The sequence below is a fragment of the Limnochorda pilosa genome (assembly GCF_001544015.1).
Taxonomy (GTDB): domain Bacteria; phylum Bacillota; class Limnochordia; order Limnochordales; family Limnochordaceae; genus Limnochorda; species Limnochorda pilosa.
Window position 1 is genome coordinate 1714661 of the sequence record NZ_AP014924.1, and the last position, 18096, is coordinate 1732756.

The window sequence follows — 18096 nt, forward strand, 5'->3', positions numbered from 1 at the left end:
GCGATGATGAACCGCCGTAGGCCCCGTCCGGCGGGTGCGGCCTGCGCCGCGCCCGCCGGGAACGTCTTTCCCCTGTCTGCTTGCCAGCCGCCCCAGGGCGGCTTATAATGAAGCCATGCTTAGTACCTGGTGCCAAGCCGCGGGAAGGGGAAGGCCGTGACGCGCGAAGAGCGACGCAGGCGGCTGGTCCGCATGGTGAAGGAGGAGCCCTTCGTCTCCGACCGGGAGCTGGCGCGGCGCCTTGCGGTCTCCGTTCAGACCATCCGGCTGGACCGGGCGGAGCTGGGCATCCCGCAGCTCAGGGAGCGAACGCGGGAGCTGGCCCGGGCGGCGTATGGGCGGCTGCGGTCGGTGGTGGCCGACGAGGTGGTGGGCGAGCTGCTCGAGATGGAGCTGGGTCGCCGGGCCCTGTCGGTGATGGAGACCACCGAGCGGATGGCCCTCAGCGGGTCCGGGGTGGTCCGCGGGCATCACCTGTTCGCGCAGGCCAACTCGCTGGCCGTCTCGGTGATCGATGCCTACCAGGCCCTCACGGGCCGGGCGGGGCTGCGGTTCTTGAAACCGGTGGGGGTGGGGGAGAGGGTGGTGGCCGTGGCACGGGTGGTGCAGAGCCGCCAGGATCGTTTCTGGGTGGAGGTGGAAAGCCGGGTACGGGGCGAGCTGGTCTTCCAGGGCCGCTTCATCGTGGTGGCGGGGGGGAGCCGGCCGGCACCGCGCACCCGCAGCCGGCGGTCGCGCTCGCACCTCCGTCCGGAGGTGACCTCATGAACCGGGTGGCGGTGGACGCAATGAGCGGTGACCTGGGCCCCGAGGTGGCCGTCGCGGGCGCCCTGGAGGCGGCGCGCCGCGGGTGGGCCGAGGTGGTGATGGTGGGCCGCCCGGAGGTCCTCGACCCGCTCCTGGACGGGGAGGCCTCCAACCTCCCGCTGAGCGTGGAACCGGCTGCGGAGATCATCGGCATGGACGAGCACCCGGTGAGCGCGGTCCGCGCCAAGCGCGAGGCGAGCGTGGTGGTCGCCTGCCGCCTGGTGAAGGAAGGCCGGGCCGACGCCGCGGTGAGCCCGGGGAACACCGGTGCCACCCTGGCCGCAGCCCTCCTGGTGCTGGGACGGTTGCCCGGGGTGGAGCGGCCGGCCCTGCCGGCCCTGCTGCCCACCGGCGAGCGGCCTTCGCTCATCCTCGACGTGGGGGCCAACGTGGACGTGCGGCCCCCGCACCTCCTGGACTTCGCCCGGATGGGAAGCTTGTACATGGAGCGGGTGGTGGGCGTTGAGAACCCCAGGGTCGGGCTCCTCAACATCGGCGAGGAGGAGACCAAGGGGAACCGACTGGTGCAGGAGGCCTTCCCGCTCCTGCGGGAGGCCCCGGGCCTGACCTTCGTGGGTGGCGTGGAGCCCGGAGCGCTGCTGCGGGGAGAGGCGGACGTGGCCGTGGCCGACGGTTTCGTGGGCAACGTGGCCATCAAGCTCCTGGAGGGCCTGGCCGAGGTCCTCTTCGGCCGGCTCAAGCAGGCGCTCCGCCAGGGCTTGCGGGCCCAGGTGGGGGCCGCGCTGGTGGCCCCCCGCCTCCGGGCCGTGGCCCGGCAGCTCGACTACGCAGAGTACGGCGGGGTCCCGCTCCTGGGGGCGCGGGCTCCGGTGCTGGTGGCGCACGGGCGGTCCAACGCTCGGGCCATCGCGAGCGCGGTGCGGGCGGCCGCCTCCGTGGCCGGAAGCGGGCTCTGGCACGCCCTGGCCGAACGTTTCGAGGAAAGGGAAGGGTGAGGAGATGCCAGCGGGAATCGTGGGTCTCGGGTCGGCCGTGCCCGAGCGGGTGCTGACCAACCGGGACCTGGAGCGGATCGTGGAGACCAGCGACGAGTGGATCCGGACCCGAACGGGCATCCGGGAGCGCCGGGTGGCCGCGCCCGGAGAGACGACGACCCAGTTCGGCCTCGCGGCCGCTCGGAGGGCGCTGGAGCGCGCCCGGGTGGAGCCCGAGGAGCTGGACCTGATCATCGTGGCCACCTCCACGCCCGACACGGTCTTCCCGGCCACCGCGGTCCGGCTGCAGGCGGAGCTGGGGGCCACCCGGGCGGCGGGCTTCGACCTGTACGCAGCCTGCTCGGGCTTCGTCTACGGCGTGGATCAGGCCCGCCACCTGGTGGAGGCGGGCGCCCACCGGAAGGTACTGGTGGTGGGGGTGGACCTGCTCAGCCGCATCACGGACTGGTCCGACCGGTCCACCTGCGTCCTCTTCGGCGACGCGGCGGGAGCCGCGCTGGTGGGGCCGGCGCCGGAGGGGCTCGGGATCCTGGCCAGCCGGCTGGGTGCCGACGGCCGGGGCGGGTCCCACCTCTACCTGGAGTCGCCCTACGCCCACCACGGGTTCTGGAACGTGAACGGCCACCCCATGGGCTACACGCGCATGAACGGCCAAGAGATCTTCAAGTTCGCGGTGCGGCTGCTGGCCGACGAGACCCAGACGCTGCTGCAGGAGATCGGGGCCGCGCCGGAGGACGTGGATCTCTTCGTTCCGCACCAGGCCAACATCCGCATCATCGACGCGGCCGCGGAGCGGTTGGGCCTCCGGCCCGACCAGGTCTTCACCAACCTGGACCGGTACGGCAACACCTCCACCGCATCCATTCCCCTGGCCCTTGACGAGGCGTGGCAGGCGGGCCGGCTGAAGCCGGGCAGCCTGGTGGTCTCCGTGGGCTTCGGGGGCGGGCTCACCTGGGGAGCCATGGCCTTCCGCTGGGCCCTGGGGGAACGCCCGTGACCTTGGTCTTCCTCTTCCCCGGGCAAGGCTCCCAGGCGGTGGGCATGGGATCGGCGTGGGCCCGGGAGGAGCCGGCGAGCCGGGCCGTCCTGGAGGAGGCCGACGCGATCCTGGGCGAGCCTTTGAGCCAGCTCATCGCCGAGGGCCCGGAGGAGACCCTTCGACGGACGTACTACACCCAACCCGCCCTCTACACGGTGGAGGTGGCGGTGCTCAGGGGCCTCCAGGCGCGGGGTATCTCACCGGCCGCGGCCGCGGGCCACAGCGTGGGCGAGTATGCGGCGCTGGTCGCGGCGAACGCGCTGGACTTCGCGGAGGGTCTCAGGCTCGTCCGGCTCAGGGCCGAGCTCATGGAGCGGGCCCGCGCCGGCGAACCGGGTGGCCCCGGGGGGATGCTGGCGGTCCTGGGCCTGGCCGATGCCCAGGTGGAGGCCCTTTGCCGTGAGGTGCGGGAGGGGGTGGTGGAGCCGGCCACCTACAACGCACCGGGGCAGATGGTGGTGGCGGGGGACGCGCCTGGGCTCGAGGCCTTCACCCAGCGGGCGCGCGACGCGGGCGCCCGGCGATTGGTGCCCCTGAAGGTGAGCGGCCCCTTCCACTCGAGCCTGCTTTCGGAGGCGGCCTCCCGCCTGGGCGAAGCGCTGGCGGAGGTGGCGGTGGCCGAGCCTCGCGTCCCGGTGGTGGCCAACGTGTGGGCCAGGCCGTACCGGAGCGCCCGGGAGGTGCGGGAAGGGCTCGCCCTGCAGGTGGCTGCGGCCGTCCGCTGGACCGACTCGGTCCGCTGGATGGGCGCCCAGGGGATGAGCCGCTTCGTGGAGGCCGGGCCCGGCAATGTGCTCTCGGGGCTGGTGCGGCGGATCCTCCCGGAGGCCGCCGTGGTGCAGGCAGGAGAACCTCTGGAAGCCGAAGAATTGGTTGGCTCGCGCAAGCGGGGTGAGACGGGATGAGGCTGGCCGGAAGGGCTGCAGTGGTCACCGGGGGCACCCGGGGCCTGGGCGAGGCGATCGCCGCACGCCTGGCCCGCGAGGGAGCGTCGGTGCTGATCTGCGGGCGGAACGAGGCCGATGCGAAGGCCGCGGCGGAGCGCCTCTCGGCCCACGGGCGGGTGGAAGGGACCGCCTGCGACGTGGGTGACGCCGAGCAGGCCGAGGCGGTGGTGCGGCGCTGCCTGGAGCTCTTCGACGGCCTCCACATCCTCGTGAACAACGCGGGCATCACCCGTGACCGCCTTCTGGCCCGCATGCCCTCCGACGACTGGGAGGCGGTGCTCAGCACCAACCTCACCGGAGCGTACCACTGCGCCCGGGCAGCGCTGAAGCCCATGCTGCGGGCCAGGTGGGGCCGGATCGTGCAGGTCAGCTCCGTGGCCGCCCTGGTGGGGAACGCAGGCCAGGTCAACTACGCGGCGGCCAAGGCGGGCCTGATCGGCCTGACCCGCAGCCTGGCGCGGGAGCTGGCGGGGCGGGGCATCACGGTGAATGCGGTTGCTCCCGGGTACATAGACTCCGAGATGACTCGGGCCATTCCCGAGAAGGAGCGTCTTGCCCTTCAGGAGCAGATCCCCCTGGGCCGTGTCGGGCAGCCGGAAGAGGTCGCCGCCGCGGTGGCCTTCCTGGCGTCGGACGAGGCCGCCTACGTCACCGGTCATACCCTGACCGTGGACGGCGGCCTGTCCATGTACTAGGCGTGCCCCAGGCTCCGGGAAGACGCCGCGCCGGGTGCCCCGAAGGCGGGCATCCGTTCACGCCAGCGGCGGGCGGCACATAAGGAGGTTGCGGCAGTGGACACCGAGATCTACGAGAAGGTCAAGCAGATCATCGTCGACCAGCTGGGCAAGGACGCGGACGAGGTCAAGCCGGAGTCCAACTTCGTGCAGGACCTGGGAGCGGACTCCCTGGACATCGTCGAGCTGGTGATGGCTTTCGAGGAGGAGTTCGACCTGGAGATCCCCGACGACGCGGCGGAGAAGATCGCCACCGTCGCGGACGCGGTGACCTACATCAAGCAGCAGAAGGGCTGATCTCCCCGTCCGGGGAGACCGGCCCGCCGGCGGCCGGTCCCGTGCGCGCCGCCGGCACCGAAAAGGGGGACCTCTGGGTCATGGGTGAGACAGCAACCGCGGCCCGGCGGGTGGTGGTAACGGGCCTGGGGGCGGTGACACCCCTGGGGATCGGCGTACCCGCGTACTGGGACGGCCTCGTCTCGGGCCGTTCCGGCGTGGGGGCCATCACGCGTTTCGACGCCTCCGGCCTTCCGACACGGATCGCAGCGGAGGTGAAGGGCTTCGACCCCCTCTCTTACGTGGACCGCAAGCGCGCCCGGCACCTGGACCGCTTCGCGCAGTTCGCGATCGCGGCCGCGCTGGAGGCGCGGGATCAGAGCGGTGTCCGGGTCGACGAGCGGCCCGAGCGGGTCGGGGTGGTGATCGGGTCGGGGATCGGGGGCATGGAGACCTTCGAGACCCAGCACCAAAACATGCTGGAAAGGGGCCCGGATCGGGTGAGCCCCTTCTTCGTCCCCATGATGATCGCCAACATGGCCGCCGGCGAGGTCTCCATCGAGCTGGGCGCCCGGGGGTACATCGACTGTCCCGTGACCGCCTGCGCCACCGGCGCCAATGCCATCGGCGAGGCGTATCGGGCCATCGCCCGGGGCGACGCGGACGTGGTCTTTGCCGGGGGAACCGAGGCGGGCATCACGCCTCTGACCGTGGCCGGCTTTTCGTCCGCCCGGGCCATCTCCACCCGGAACGAGGAGCCGGAGCGGGCGAGCCGCCCCTTCGACCGGGATCGAGACGGCTTCGTCCTCGCAGAGGGCGCGGCCGTCCTGGTGCTGGAGGAGCTGGAGCACGCCCGGCGCCGGAACGCATCGGTCCTGGCCGAGATCGCGGGCTACGCCAGCGTGGCGGACGCCTACCACGTCACGGCGCCCGATCCCGACGCCCGGGGGGCGACGGAGGCCTTGCGGACGGTCCTCCGCCAGGCAGGGTGCAACCCCGATCAGGTGGGCTACATCAACGCGCACGGGACCTCCACCGTCTACAACGATCGGAGCGAGACCCTGGCCATCAAGAAGGCGATGGGCGACGTGGCCTACCGGGTGGCCGTCAGCTCCACCAAGTCCATGACCGGCCACATGCTGGGGGCGGCGGGTGCAGCCGAGGCCATCGCCGCGGTGCTGGCCATGGATCGGGGCGTGATCCCGCCCACCATCAACCTGGAGCACGCCGATCCCGAGTGCGACCTGGATTACGTACCGGGCGAGGCGCGCGAGCAGGCGGTGAGGGTCTCCATCTCCAACTCCTTCGGCTTCGGGGGTCACAACGTTGTCCTTCTCTTCCGGACCGACACCCTCTGAGCAAACGGCCCCTCAGCGACCTTCTGGCGGCCACCCGCGGTCGCCCGGCGGGCGGGGTGGCGGCGAGGACGGAGCCGGCGGCCTGGCTCCCGGGCGGGCCCGCCAGATGGCGGAGTTGGCCCGGGTGGTGGACCCGCCCCTGAGGCGCCTGGAGCTGCTGGACGAAGCCATGACCCACCGATCGTACGGCCAGCCCCCTGGAAGGCCGCGGAAAGAGAACGAGCGGCTGGAGTTCCTGGGGGACGCAGTGCTGGGACTCGCCATCGCGGACCGCCTCTTCCACCAGTTCCCCGACCTTCCCGTGGGCCGCCTGGCCCAGATGCGCATCGACCTGGTGCGGGCTCCCGTGCTGGCCGAGAAGGCCCGCTCCCTCGACCTGGGGCGCCACCTGCGGCTGGGACACGGGGAGGCGGCCAGCGGCGGGCGGCAGAAGGAATCCCTGGTCGGGGACGCCCTTGAGGCGTTGATCGGAGCCATCTACCTGGAGCGGGGTTGGGAGACCGCCGCCCGCTGGGTGGAAGGCCTCTTCGACGTGGAGATCGCCCAGTTGCCCGAGACGACCCGGAGCTTCGACGCGAAGAGCCGCCTGCAGGAGCGCACCCAGGAGCGCGGGGGCCAGCGGCCCGAGTACCGGCTGGTGGAGGTCTCAGGCCCGGACCACGACCGCAGCTTCCGGGTGGAGGTCTGGCTGGGGGGCCAGCTCCTGGGCCGGGGGGCGGGCCGGAGCAAGAAGGCCGCCGAGCAGGAGGCGGCCCACCGGGCGCTGGAAGCGCTGGGCGCGGAGGCCTCCTCCCCGGAGCCGGCCGAGCGCGGGGAGCCGGCTCCCTAGAGGACCCGCAGGAGGCGCACGATCCGCCCCAGGATGACGGGATCGTTCTGCGCCTCGAAGGGGCGGCCCCGGCTGGGGTGCACCAGCCAGGTAGGGCGTTGACCGAAGATGCGGCGTACGGCGGGCCCGTACCCGCGCACCATCACCAGGGCCAGGTCGCCGTCGCGCAGCTCGGCCTCGGGGTCCACGACCAGCTGATCCAGGGGTTCGATCAGGGGCGCGTACTCGGTGCCCTCGGCCTCGAACGCGAAGAAGCCGGGCGTCGTGGCCAGATCCACCACCACCTGCCGCGAGGCGGGCGGTCGATCGTCGGGCGGCAGCGGCATCTGGCTCAACCGGTAGAGGGGCACGGCGTTCCCTGCCGGCGCCGGTTGGGGTGCGCGCCGCTCGGCGAACTCACCCCGCAGGACCGCGTCGCGGAACTGGCGAATGCCTTGGAAGTCCGCCTTGTTCAGCCAGTAGTAGACCGACCGCTCTTGCGTGTAGCCCAGGTGATCCGCCAGCTCCCGGACGGTTGCCGCCGGGCGCTCGCGGACCAGATCGGCCATGCGTTTCAGCACGTCGTTGATGGGTTCCATGGCATCGTCACCTGGCATCGGCGCGAAAGATCGTGAACCGAGGGCGGCGCGGCAGGAAAAAGCTGCCAGACGGCCAACCGAGTATAGGAGTTCGGTACGTGCTGGAAACAGAACCTTTACACGAACCCTGTCACCCTGGTGGACGCGGAGCCGGTCCGCCGTTCCCAGGGAGGACGCGCCGGTGGCCTGATGCCCGCGCGGCGCAGGCCAGAGCGTGGGCCAGGGCTTCCCGGGCGTTACAGGATCCCTGTGCCTGCCGCCCGCGTCCCCCGTGACATCCGCAGCAATGAAAGGAGCCTGGGCTCATGGAGCGCGACGTTCCATCGGAAGGGCAGCGGCCATCCGGCCGGGTGGATGCCAAGGAGCTGGAGCGGGGGCTGCTGGAGCTGGCCTCGGTGGGAGCCGTGCGGGTGGTGCCCGGTACGGAGCGGCCCATCGACGAGATCCACGTCCTGGCCACCCCCGGCCCGTCGCCCAAGCAGGTGGTCCGCGACGTGGAGGCGCTCTTGTTGACGCGTTTCGGCCTGCGCCTGGACCGGCGCCTGATCAGCGTGGTCCAGCTGGCCGGCGCCTACCGGAAGGGCCCCGAGCGGGTGGTGTTGGAGCGGCTCACCGTCGAGCAGACCCGCCAGAACCTGCTGGTGCGGGTGGGGCTCCTCAGAGGCGACGAGCAGGCCACCGGTGAGGCGGAGGCCGCCTCCTCGCCCGAGAGCCGGGCGCTGCTGGCCGCCGAGGCCACCCTTCGGGCTCTGGAGAAGCTCTGGCACGGCCGCGTGCGCTTCGGGGTGGAGGCCCAGCGGCGCATCCAGGTGGCGCACCGGTGGTGCATGGCGGTCCGCGTGGGGGCGGTGGCCACCGGGGGTGACAGCTTCAGCGGCGTCGGTGTGGCACTCATCCGGCGGTCCGACGAGGAGGCCGCGGCGCGGGCGGTCCTGAACGCCACCCAACGGCGGCTGCAGATCATCGCGCCGGGCCCGTCCGGCAACTGAGACGGGAGGATTTTTCGGGCCCGGCGGGAATAGGAATAGGCACATCCAGGCACCTCGGTGCACGGGTCCAAGCAACCGCACGGGCAGCGTCTCAGGAGGAGGCGTACTCCGCGATGGAGGTTCTCAAGGTGTCCGCAACGTCCAAGCCGAAAGCGGTGGCAGGTGCCCTGGCAGCAGTCCTTCGGGAGCACGGCTCGGCCGAGGTGCAGGCGGTCGGCGCAGGCGCCGTCAACCAGGCCATCAAGGCCATCGCCATCAGCCGCGGGTTCGTCGCGCCCAACGGCATCGACCTCGTGTGCATCCCGGCCTTCGCCGAGATCCAGATCGACGGCGAGGAGCGCACCGCCATCCGGTTCATCGTGGAGCCCCGGTAGGGTCGGACCGGGTTCTCTGGACTCGAAATTCCCAGAATCGTGTCGACATATGTGGGACGGGCCGGGCGGGCAGAGGTTCTGGGCGCGTCCCGCCCGGACGTAGGATAGATCACGAAGCTCCAGCGTCGAGGAGGATCGGCGTGGCCAGCGCCAACCAGAAGCGCGATCTCGAGCTGCTCCTGCGGATCGAGCGGAAGGACCCCGAGGCCCAGGAGGAACTGATCCGGAAGTACACGCCCATGGTCCGGCACATCGTGCGCCGCCACTACGCCCGGGCCATGGATTTCGAGGACCTGTGCCAGGAGGGCTTCATCGGGCTCCTGCAGGCCATCGACCAGTACGACCCCACGCGCTACGACGTCGCCTTCAGCTCCTTCGCCTATCTGTGCATCATCCGGAAGGTGTACAACGCCATCAAGAGCGCGAACGGAGCCCGCAACCGCCCCCTCAACACGGCAGTCTCCCTGCAGCACGCTGTCCAGGGACAGCAGGATCGGACCGTCCAGGAGACCATCCCGTCCGACGAGCCGGACCCGCTGGAACAGGTGGATGAGCGCCTATCGGCCGGCCGCCTGCAGCAGGTGCTTGCCCACCACCTCTCGATCCTGGAGTACACGGTGGCCGCCTTCCTGGCCCAGGGCTACTCGGCGCAGGAGATCGTGCGGGAGGTGGGTGTGAACGCCAAGGCGGTGGACAACGCCCGGACCCGGGTGCGGGCCAAGCTTGGCCGGCTGCTGCGCCAGTACGGCACCCTCCTGAACCCCACCCTGCCGCTCGCAGCCCGCCGGCGGACGGACCTGTACGTTCAGCTTCCGCAGCGGCATCAGGCCGGGTAGCGGCGTGTCCAGGTGCAGAGAGGGGACCCCTGTGCTAGAATAGGCCCTGGCTATCGGGAGGAGGGGGCCCGTGCACCTGGAGTCCCTGAGCCTGCGCGGCTTCAAGTCCTTCGAGCGCCGCGTGGAGCTGCGTTTCGACCGGCACCTCACGGCGGTCGTCGGGCCGAACGGAAGCGGCAAGAGCAACATCGCCGACGCCATCCGCTGGGTCCTGGGGGAGCAGAGCATGCAGGCGCTCCGCTCCAAGAACCTGGTGGACCTCATCTTCGCCGGTACCGACCGGAGGCTGCCGGTGAACGTCGCCGAGGTGGTCCTCACCGTCAACAACGAGGACGGAACCTTGCCCTTGCCCTACGCGCAGGTGGCCGTCACGCGGCGCGCCTACCGGGCGGGGGAGAGCGAGTTCTTCATCAACGGAGTGCCGTGCCGTCTCAAGGAGATCCACCAGATCTTCCTCGACACAGGCGTGGGCCGCCGGGGCGTCTCGCTGGTGGGCCAGGGCGAAATCGACGCGCTGCTCACCGCGACGCCGGAGCAGCGGCGCGGCTGGGTGGAGGACCTCGCGGGGATCGCCCGCTACCAGCTCCAGAAGGAGCAGGCGCTGGCCAAGGTTGAAGCCGCCCGCCAGGAGCTGACGCGCCTGCAGGACGTGATCGTGGAGGTGCGGGGCCAGCGCGACCGCCTGCAGGCCGAGGCGCTGCGCGCCCGCCGGCACCGGGAGCTGGCCGCACGCCTGCGGTCGGCCGAGTGGCGCCTCTATCTGCTGGCCCGGCGGGCGGCCGAAGCGCGGGTGGCGGAGGCAGAGGCGCGCCTCCAGGGGCTGCGGGAGGAGCTGGAGGCAGCCCAGCGGGCCCACGCGCAGGCCACGGTGGAATCCGAGACCCTCCGATCCCGGGCCGGCGGCCTGCGGGCGGAGGTGCTGGAGGGCGACGCGGAGGAGCGGGCCCTGGGCGAGCGGATGGCCTATCTTGGGCGGGAGGAAGGGGTTCTGGGGGTCGAACGGCGCCAGGCGGCCGAGCGGCTCTGGAGGGCCCGCGGCGCGCTGAGGCGGCTGCGGGCGGAGGCGGCGGGACGGGCGGCGAGTCGCCGGGAAGCCCGCCGGGCACGGGCTGAGGCGGCCAGCCGCCTGGCGCACGCGGAGGAACGCCTGCGGCGGGCGGAGGCCGAGCTGGCGGAAGCACGCCGGGCGGCGGAGGACCCGACGGGGACGTCCGGCGACCTGCCGGCGCTGCGCGCGCGTGCCGCCCAGCTGCGGGAGAGCCTGGCCGCCAGGGAGGCCGAGGGCCGTGCCCTGGCCCGGGAGATCGAGGAGCGCCAACACGAACGCGAGCGCGCGGCGAGCCGTCTCGCGGCGCTGGAAGAGGCGCTGGCGCGGGCCTCCGACGGGCATCGGGCCCGGGCGGCCGAGGAAGGGCACCTGAAGGCGGAGCTGGACCGGCGGCGCGAGGCGCTGGCGGCGGCCGAGCGCGCCGCTGAGGAGGCCGTGCGGGCGCAAAGCCGTCTGGACCGGGAGGCCGAGGCGCTGAGGGCCCGCCTGGGGAGCCTGCGCCAGCTCCTCGCGGAGGGCCAAGGGTACAGCACCGGGCCCCGTTTGGTCCTCCAGCACCGGGAGCGTTTCCCCGGGCTGGTAGGATCGGTGGCCGAGCTCCTCCGGGTGCCTGCGGAGCTGGCCCGGGCCGCGGAGGCCGCCTTGGGCGGGGCAGGCCAGCACCTGGTCACCCGCGACGCGGGCGCGGTGCAGGCGGCCATCGCGTGGCTGAAGGCGGGGGGCCGGGGGCGGGCCACCTTCCTTCCCATGGATCGCCTTCGCGCGGCGTCCCCGCTGCCGGCCCACCATCCGGCCCGCCGGCACCCGGGTGTGCTGGGGCTGATGGCCGAGATGGCGGGGGTGCAGGAGGGCTTCGAGACGCTCCTGACCTACCTCCTGGGGCGGACGCTGGTACTCGACGGGCTGGAGTCGGCCCTGGACCTCCAGAAGTCCCCCGACATGCCCGGCGGCGGCGGTGCCCGGCTGGTGACGCTGGAGGGCGAGCTGCTGCTGCCATCGGGCGCGGTGACCGGAGGGGCAAGCCGCCAGGAGGCGGGCGGGCTCATCAGCCGGCAAAGCGAGGTTGCGGACCTCGAAGCGCGGGTCGCGCAGGCGGCCGCGGCTCAGGCGGAGGCGGCCGCCCGCGAGGAGGCTGCCCGGGAAGCGGAGCGTGCGGCCCGGGCGGCCCGCGACCGGGCGGAGGACGCCTGGCGTCAGGCGGCGACGGCCCGCTCGGCGGCCGCCCAGGAGGAAGAGCGCCTGCGCCGTGAGGTGGCGGCGCAAGGCGCCCAGGTGGAGGAGGCGCGTTCGGTCCATCGCGCCCGCGAGGCTGCCGCGGCCCGCCTGCGGGAGCAGGTGGAGGAGGCTGGCCGGCAGCTGGCCGGGCTGGAGCAGGAACTCGCCCAGGCCGAAGGCGACGCAGCTCGCCTGGAGGAGGCGCGTCAAGCCGCGCGCGCCACGGCGGAAGCCGCACTGGGCGCCGTGGGCGAAGCGCGCCTTGCCCGGCAGGAGGCGGCCCACCAGTGGCAGGAGGCGGCGCGCCGGCTGGAGGAGGAGCGCCAGGCGTGGCGCGCGTGGCGCGACCGTCTCGAGCAGGCAGCGGCCGAACTGCAGGACGGCGGAGCTGGCCGGCAGGCCTTGACCCGGCGCCGGGAGGACCTGCGTCGAGAGCGAGCGGCCGTGGAGGAGGCGCTGGCAGGGATACGCGGGAGGGTGGAGGCCCGCCGGGCCGAGCTGGGCCGGCTGGAGCAAGCCCTGGAGGAGAAGGAGCGGCGGCTGGCCGAGACGGCGGGCGGCGTGGAGGCCGTCCGGGGCACCGCCCACGCCGCGGAGTTGGAGCTGGTGCGGGAACGGTCCGAGCTGGAGCACCTGCTGCGCGACGCCCCGGAGCCCCCCGAGGAGGCCGAGCTCGCCCCGGGCCCCGGGGGTGCCGAGGCGGCGGCAGCGGGCGAGCCGGGGGCGGGGCCGGACCTGGACCGGCTGCGGGGCGAGGTGGAGCGCATGCGGGTGGCACTGGCCCGCCTCGGCCCGGTCAACCCCGTCGCAGAGGAGGCCTTCCAGGAGGTGGACACCCGCTTCCGCACCCTCGAAGCCCAGCGGGATGATCTGATCGCCGCCCGACGCGAGCTGGTGGAGATGGTGGAGACCATCGACCGTACCAGCACCGAGCGGTTCCAGACCGCCTTCGCCTCGCTCCAGCAGGCGATGCAGGAGCTCTTCGAGCGCCTCTTCGACGGGGGTGAGGCCCGCCTCGAGCTGACCCGCCCGGACGACCCCCTCCACTCGGGGGTGGAGCTCAATGTTCGCCCCCCGGGGAAGCGGTGGCAGCCGCTCATGGCCCTCTCGGGCGGCGAGCGGTCCCTCTGCCTGGTCGCGCTCCTTTTTGCCATTCAGCGGGTGCGACCCAGCGCCTTCGCGCTCCTGGACGAGGTGGACGCGGCCCTGGACCGGCGCAACCTGGTCCGCTTCGTCTCGGTGCTGGAGGAGTTCTCCGCGCGGACCCAGTTCGTCCTGATCTCGCACCGGCCCGAGACGGTGGAGGCGGCCGGGGTCCTTTACGGGGCGACCCTCGACGGGGACGGCACCTCGCGCCTGGTCTCCTTGCGGGTGCCCGAAGCCGAGGGGGTTTCGCGATGAGCTTCTTCGATCGATTGAAGCAGGGCCTGGCTCGAAACCGGTCGGGCTGGGTGGAGCAGGTGCGACGGACGGTGACGGGGGCCCTGCGGGTGCGAGGGCGCGTGGACGAGGAGCTGCTCGCCGAGCTGGAGGAGAGCCTGCTGGAAGCCGATGTGGGCCTCGCGGCGGTGGAGGCGGTCCTGGAGGCCCTACGCCAGCAGGCCTCTGCGGAGGGGCTCCGTTCCCCGGACCAGGTCCTGTCGGCCCTGCGTGCCCTTCTGGCGGAGGAGCTGAGGCGCCACCAGCAGTCGCTGGCGACGCCGCCCGAGGCGCCGGGGGTGATCCTGCTCCTGGGGGTGAACGGCTCGGGCAAGACGACCACTGCGGCCAAGCTCGCGGCCCAGCTGGGCGGGGCGGGGCAGGTGATCCTGGGCGCCTGCGACACCTTCCGGGCCGCGGCGGGCGAGCAGCTCCAGGTGTGGGGCGATCGCATCGGGGTCCCGGTGATCCGGCAGGAGGCCGGTTCGGACCCGGCCGCCGTCGCCTTCGACACGGTGCAGGCGGCCCGGGCCCGGGGTGCCCGGTGGGCCGTCCTGGACACGGCGGGCCGCCTGCAGACCCGCAGCAACCTGATGAGCGAGCTGGCGAAGATCCACCGGGTGGTGGAGAGGGCCCTGGGTCGCCCGGCCGACGAGCGCCTCCTGGTGCTGGACGCGTCGGTGGGGCAGAACGGGCTCTCCCAGGCGCGCCTCTTCGGCGAGAGCGTGCCGCTGACGGGCCTGGCGGTGACCAAGCTGGACGGAACGGCCCGGGGAGGGATCGTCCTGGCCATCACCCGGGAGCTGGCCCTGCCCGTGAAGCTCATCGGGGTGGGCGAAGGGGTGGACGACCTGCAGCCCTTCGACGCCGGCACCTTCGTGGACGCTCTCTTCGGCGAGGGTTCGCGGTCAGGGGCGGATGCTTGACGCGACCTGGCGTGCCCGGTATACTGTCAACGTGTAAAGGTTGTATGGTTGACAGGCTCGGAGGGCGTCATGGCTCGCAGATCCGGCGCAGGGCAGACCCAGCCCGAGCAACGGCTGGAGAAGACGGTGGAGATGGGACTCCTCTACGACTCCTACGGGGAGCTTCTCACCGAGAAGCAACGCCGTTTCTTCGAGCTCTACTTTCTCGACGACCTGTCGCTGGGCGAGATCGCCGACCAGTTCGCGGTGAGCCGCCAGGCGGTCTACGACATCCTGCGCCGCTCGCAGAACACCCTGGAGCGGATGGAGGCCAAGCTGGGGCTGGTGGCCGCCGAGCGGGCCCGGGCCGGAAGGCTTGCGAGCCTCATGACGGACGCGGAGCGGCTGGTGCAGGCGCTTGCCGATCCGGCTTCCGGAAGCCCCGAGGCCCGCAGGGCGGCGGAAGCGGTGAGGCGGGGCCTGGAGGGGCTGCGGAGCCTCGAGCGGGCCGACGCGGGAGGAGGGGCGGCCGGTGGCCTTCGAACGTCTGAGTGAGCGACTGCAAGCGGTCTTCCGGCAGCTCTCCGGACGCGGGAAGCTGGGCGAGCGCGACGTGGACGAGGCCCTGCGCGAGGTGCGCCGGGCGCTCTTGGAGGCCGACGTCCACTTCCGGGTGGTGAAGGAGGTCCTCGAGCGGATCCGGGCCCGCGCGGTGGGCGAGGAGGTGCTCTCCAGCCTCACGCCGGCCCAGCAGGTGATCCGCATCGTGCGGGACGAGCTCACCGAGCTCATGGGGGGCGCCAACCAGGGGATCGCCTTCGCGCCCCAGCCGCCCACGGTGATTCTCCTCTGCGGCCTCCAGGGTTCGGGCAAGACCACCACCGCGGCCAAGCTGGCCTTCCGGCTCAAGCAGCAGGGTCGCCGACCCCACCTGGTGGCCGGCGACCTCTACCGGCCGGCGGCCGTGGAGCAGCTGCAGGTGCTGGCCCGGCAGGTGGGCGTGCCCTGCCACACCGGGGGCCCTCAGGCCGCGGGCGACGCGGTGGAGGCGGCGGCCCAGGGTGTGGCGGCCGCCACGGAACAAGGTGCCGACGCTGTCCTGGTGGACACCGCCGGCCGCCTCCAGGTGGACGCGGAGATGATGGAGGAGCTGCGGCGCACCCGGGACCGGGTGAAGCCCCACGAGGTGCTGCTGGTCCTGGACGCGATGACGGGCCAGGAGGCCCTGAACGTGGCCCGGGCTTTCCAGGAGGAGATGGAGCTGACCGGGCTCGTCCTCACCAAGACCGACGGGGACGCCCGGGGCGGCGCCGCCCTCTCGGCCCGGGCCGTGACCGGGCGACCCATCAAGTTCGTGGGCACCGGCGAGCGGGTGGAGCAGCTCGAACCCTTCCACCCGGACCGGATGGCCTCGCGGATCCTGGGCATGGGCGACGTGCTCACCCTCATCGAGCGGGCCGAGTCGGCCATGGACCAGAAGGAGGCGCAGCGGCTCACCGAGCGGATCCGGGAGGCCCACTTCACCTTGGAGGACTTCCTGGAGCAGCTTCGCCAGGTGCGGAAGATGGGCCCCATGGACGAGATCCTGGGGATGCTGCCCGGGCTGCCGGGCGGGGCGGGGAGCCTGAAGGGCCTCCAGGTGGACGAGCGGGAGCTGGGGCGGGTCGAGGCGATCATCCAGTCCATGACCCCCCAGGAACGGCGGAATCCCCAAATCATCGACGGTTCCCGGCGCCGGCGGATCGCGCGGGGCAGCGGCACCCAGGTCCAGGACGTGAACCGGTTGCTGAAGCAGTTCGAGCAAACCCGCACCCTGCTCCGGCAGGTGGCGGGTGCCCCTTTGGGCGCGGGTCGCAAGGCCTCGGGGGGCAAGGCGGCCAGGGGGTTGGGGCGCCTCTTCCGGGGCAGGCGGTAGTCTCTCAGGAGGTGTTCGAGGTGGCGGTGCGCATTCGCCTGAAGCGGATGGGAGCCAGGCACCAGCCGTACTACCGGCTGGTGGTGGCCGACTCGCGGGCGGCGCGGGACGGGCGTTTCATCGAGAGCTTCGGGACCTACAACCCGATCTCGGACTCGAGCGAGATCCAGGTGGACGAGGAGAAGGCCCTGCTCTGGCTCGGACGGGGTGCCCTGCCGTCCGAGAGCGCACGCCGGATCCTGGAACGGGCCGGCGTGTGGGAGAAGTTCGAGTCCGCCCGCAGGCAGAAAGAGGCCTAGACCGTGGACGAGAACGCGCTGGTGGAGATGGTCCGATGGATCGCGGGGCACCTGGTGGACCACCCCGACGAGGTCACGGTGAGCGTGGTGCGGGGCGAGCCGGCCAAGACGCCCATCACGGTCCTGGAGCTGCGGGTTCACCCCGAGGACATGGGCCAGGTGATCGGCAAGCAGGGGCGCGTGGCCAAGGCGATCCGCACGGTGCTCAAGGCCGCATCGGGGCGGGCAGGGCGGGAGGTCCGCCTGGAGATCGTGGAGTAGCTCCGGAACCCTGGGTGGCGGTGGGCCGGGTGCTGGGCCCCTGGGGCGTCGCAGGCTGGGTACGGGTGGAACCGCTCACCGACCGCCCCGAGCGCTTCCTGCGCCTGGAGCAGGTCCGCTTCCGGCCGGCGGCCGGGCGGCCGCTGCGCTCGGTGCGGGTGCGGGACGTCCAGGTGCAGGGGATCCAGGTGCGGCTGGCCTTCTCCGGGGTGGAGACCCGGGAGGAGGCCCTGGAGCTGGCCAACGGCCTCCTCCAGGTTCCCGCCGCCGAGGCGGAGCCCCTGCCCGAAGGCCGCTACTACCGGTTCCAGCTCCTGGGTCTGGAGGTCTGGACCGTTCCTGAAGGACGCAGGCTGGGGCGGGTGGTGGAGGTCCTGGAGACGGGCGCCAACGACGTCCTCGTGGTGCAGCGGGAGGAGGGCGGGGAGGTCCTGCTCCCAGCCCTTCGCCAGGTGGTGCGGCGGGTGGACCTGGACGCAGGGCGCCTGGAGGCGGAGCTGCTCCCGGGGTTGGAGGAGGCGACGGGGCGAGCCGATGCGCGTCGACGTGATCACCCTCTTCCCTGAGTTCTTCACCGGCCCGCTGGACGTGGGCATGATGCAGCGGGCGCGGGAGAAGGGCCTCCTGGACGTGAGGCTCTGGCAGCTCCGGGCCTTCACCCACGACCGGCACCAGACGGTGGACGACACGCCCTACGGGGGCGGCGCCGGCATGGTGATGAAGCCGGAGCCGCTGGTGGAGGCCCTGGAGGCGGTGCGGGCCGACGGGCCCCGGGCCCGGGCGATCCTCCTGACCCCCCAGGGCCAGGTGCTCACCCAGGAGCGGGTGCGGCGGCTTGCCCGGGAAGAGCGGCTGATCCTGGTCTGCGGCCGCTACGAGGGCGTGGACGAGCGGGTGCGGGCCTTCGTGGACGAGGAGCTCTCGGTGGGCGACTACGTGCTCACCGGCGGCGAGTACGGTGCCCTGGTGGTGATCGACGCGGTGACGCGGCTGGTTCCGGGCGTGCTGGGAAGCGAGGCGTCCCCCGAGGAAGAGTCCTTCAGCGAGGGGCTCCTGGAGTACCCTCAGTACACGCGGCCGCCCGTCTTCCGGGGGATGGAGGTTCCGCAGGTGCTCACCACGGGCAACCACGGGGAGATCGCCCGGTGGCGGCGGCGGGAGGCGATCCGCCGGACGCTGGAGCGCCGCCCGGACCTGCTGCCGGCGGCGAGCCTGTCCCGCGAGGACGAGGTTTGGTTGAGCGAGCTGCGCAAGCGGTGGCCCGGCGGCGGCGATCCGCCGGAAGCGTGAGCGAGTCGAAGGGTGAGGTGG

The 18096-nt window shown here is 72.6% G+C and carries 20 protein-coding genes; 19 read left to right on the forward strand and 1 reads right to left on the reverse strand.

Annotation, left to right across the window (positions count from 1 at the left end; translation table 11 throughout):
* The first annotated feature begins 156 nt into the window (after positions 1 to 156).
* The 8 genes from fapR to rnc all read left to right on the forward strand — a co-directional run bounded on the left by fapR (position 157) and on the right by rnc (position 6946).
* Positions 157 to 768, forward strand: coding sequence for a transcription factor FapR (fapR, locus tag LIP_RS07465; RefSeq protein WP_082726009.1), 612 nt, complete (start codon positions 157 to 159; stop codon positions 766 to 768).
* Positions 765 to 1763, forward strand: a complete 999-nt coding sequence (gene plsX, locus LIP_RS07470) for a phosphate acyltransferase PlsX (protein WP_082726010.1) — start codon at positions 765 to 767, stop codon at positions 1761 to 1763. Before fapR ends, plsX begins: the two co-directional genes overlap by 4 nt.
* Before the next feature lie 4 nt (positions 1764 to 1767).
* Positions 1768 to 2760, forward strand: coding sequence for a beta-ketoacyl-ACP synthase III (locus LIP_RS07475; RefSeq protein WP_068136349.1), 993 nt, complete (start codon positions 1768 to 1770; stop codon positions 2758 to 2760).
* On the forward strand, positions 2757 to 3707 hold the full coding sequence (fabD, locus tag LIP_RS07480; RefSeq protein WP_198409771.1) for an ACP S-malonyltransferase: 951 nt from the start codon (positions 2757 to 2759) through the stop codon (positions 3705 to 3707). The genes LIP_RS07475 and fabD overlap by 4 nt, the downstream gene beginning before the upstream one ends.
* Positions 3704 to 4444, forward strand: coding sequence for a 3-oxoacyl-[acyl-carrier-protein] reductase (gene fabG, locus LIP_RS07485; RefSeq protein ID WP_068136351.1), 741 nt, complete (start codon positions 3704 to 3706; stop codon positions 4442 to 4444). The genes fabD and fabG overlap by 4 nt, the downstream gene beginning before the upstream one ends.
* Before the next feature lie 96 nt (positions 4445 to 4540).
* Entirely contained in the window at positions 4541 to 4780 is a 240-nt protein-coding gene (locus LIP_RS07490; protein ID WP_068136353.1) for an acyl carrier protein, read from the forward strand.
* Between the two features lie 80 nt (positions 4781 to 4860).
* The gene (gene fabF, locus LIP_RS07495) at positions 4861 to 6117 is read left to right on the forward strand and encodes a beta-ketoacyl-ACP synthase II (protein ID WP_068141713.1); all 1257 of its coding nucleotides are present in this window, start codon (positions 4861 to 4863) and stop codon (positions 6115 to 6117) included.
* A 106-nt stretch (positions 6118 to 6223) separates the two neighbouring features.
* Complete coding sequence (rnc, locus tag LIP_RS07500) at positions 6224 to 6946, forward strand: ribonuclease III (protein WP_082726011.1); 723 nt, start codon at positions 6224 to 6226, stop codon at positions 6944 to 6946.
* Here the strand turns inward: rnc and LIP_RS07505 are convergent.
* Positions 6943 to 7524: a LexA family transcriptional regulator gene (locus tag LIP_RS07505; protein WP_068136356.1), complete on the reverse strand. Its 582-nt coding sequence runs from the start codon at positions 7522 to 7524 to the stop codon at positions 6943 to 6945. The two genes, rnc and LIP_RS07505, sit on opposite strands and share 4 nt — an antisense overlap.
* 305 nt (positions 7525 to 7829) lie before the next feature.
* Here LIP_RS07505 and LIP_RS07510 point away from each other — a divergent pair, with 305 nt between their 5' ends.
* The 11 genes from LIP_RS07510 (at position 7830) to trmD (ending at position 18075) form a co-directional block, all read left to right on the forward strand.
* Positions 7830 to 8513, forward strand: coding sequence for a hypothetical protein (locus tag LIP_RS07510; RefSeq protein WP_068136360.1), 684 nt, complete (start codon positions 7830 to 7832; stop codon positions 8511 to 8513).
* Between the two features lie 113 nt (positions 8514 to 8626).
* A complete protein-coding gene (locus LIP_RS07515; RefSeq protein WP_068136368.1) occupies positions 8627 to 8887 on the forward strand; it encodes a stage V sporulation protein S in 261 nt (86 codons plus the stop codon).
* Between the two features lie 140 nt (positions 8888 to 9027).
* Positions 9028 to 9723, forward strand: a complete 696-nt coding sequence (locus LIP_RS07520) for a sigma-70 family RNA polymerase sigma factor (RefSeq protein ID WP_068136371.1) — start codon at positions 9028 to 9030, stop codon at positions 9721 to 9723.
* Positions 9724 to 9793: 70 nt separating this feature from the next.
* Entirely contained in the window at positions 9794 to 13387 is a 3594-nt protein-coding gene (smc, locus tag LIP_RS07525; protein ID WP_068136374.1) for a chromosome segregation protein SMC, read from the forward strand.
* Positions 13384 to 14331, forward strand: a complete 948-nt coding sequence (gene ftsY / locus LIP_RS07530; RefSeq protein WP_068136379.1) for a signal recognition particle-docking protein FtsY — start codon at positions 13384 to 13386, stop codon at positions 14329 to 14331. The genes smc and ftsY overlap by 4 nt, the downstream gene beginning before the upstream one ends.
* A gap of 69 nt (positions 14332 to 14400) precedes the next feature.
* Positions 14401 to 14865 (forward strand): YlxM family DNA-binding protein, encoded by a 465-nt coding sequence (ylxM, locus tag LIP_RS07535; RefSeq protein WP_082726601.1) that lies wholly within the window; start codon positions 14401 to 14403, stop codon positions 14863 to 14865.
* A complete protein-coding gene (gene ffh / locus LIP_RS07540; RefSeq protein ID WP_068136384.1) occupies positions 14843 to 16225 on the forward strand; it encodes a signal recognition particle protein in 1383 nt (460 codons plus the stop codon). The genes ylxM and ffh overlap by 23 nt, the downstream gene beginning before the upstream one ends.
* Positions 16226 to 16245: 20 nt before the next feature.
* Positions 16246 to 16524, forward strand: a complete 279-nt coding sequence (gene rpsP, locus LIP_RS07545) for a 30S ribosomal protein S16 (RefSeq protein ID WP_068136387.1) — start codon at positions 16246 to 16248, stop codon at positions 16522 to 16524.
* Between the two features lie 27 nt (positions 16525 to 16551).
* The gene (locus tag LIP_RS18910) at positions 16552 to 16785 is read left to right on the forward strand and encodes a KH domain-containing protein (RefSeq protein WP_198409795.1); all 234 of its coding nucleotides are present in this window, start codon (positions 16552 to 16554) and stop codon (positions 16783 to 16785) included.
* Between the two features lie 20 nt (positions 16786 to 16805).
* On the forward strand, positions 16806 to 17351 hold the full coding sequence (gene rimM, locus LIP_RS07555) for a ribosome maturation factor RimM (RefSeq protein WP_158509597.1): 546 nt from the start codon (positions 16806 to 16808) through the stop codon (positions 17349 to 17351).
* On the forward strand, positions 17320 to 18075 hold the full coding sequence (gene trmD, locus LIP_RS07560; protein WP_068136392.1) for a tRNA (guanosine(37)-N1)-methyltransferase TrmD: 756 nt from the start codon (positions 17320 to 17322) through the stop codon (positions 18073 to 18075). The genes rimM and trmD overlap by 32 nt, the downstream gene beginning before the upstream one ends.
* Positions 18076 to 18096: the final 21 nt, after the last annotated feature.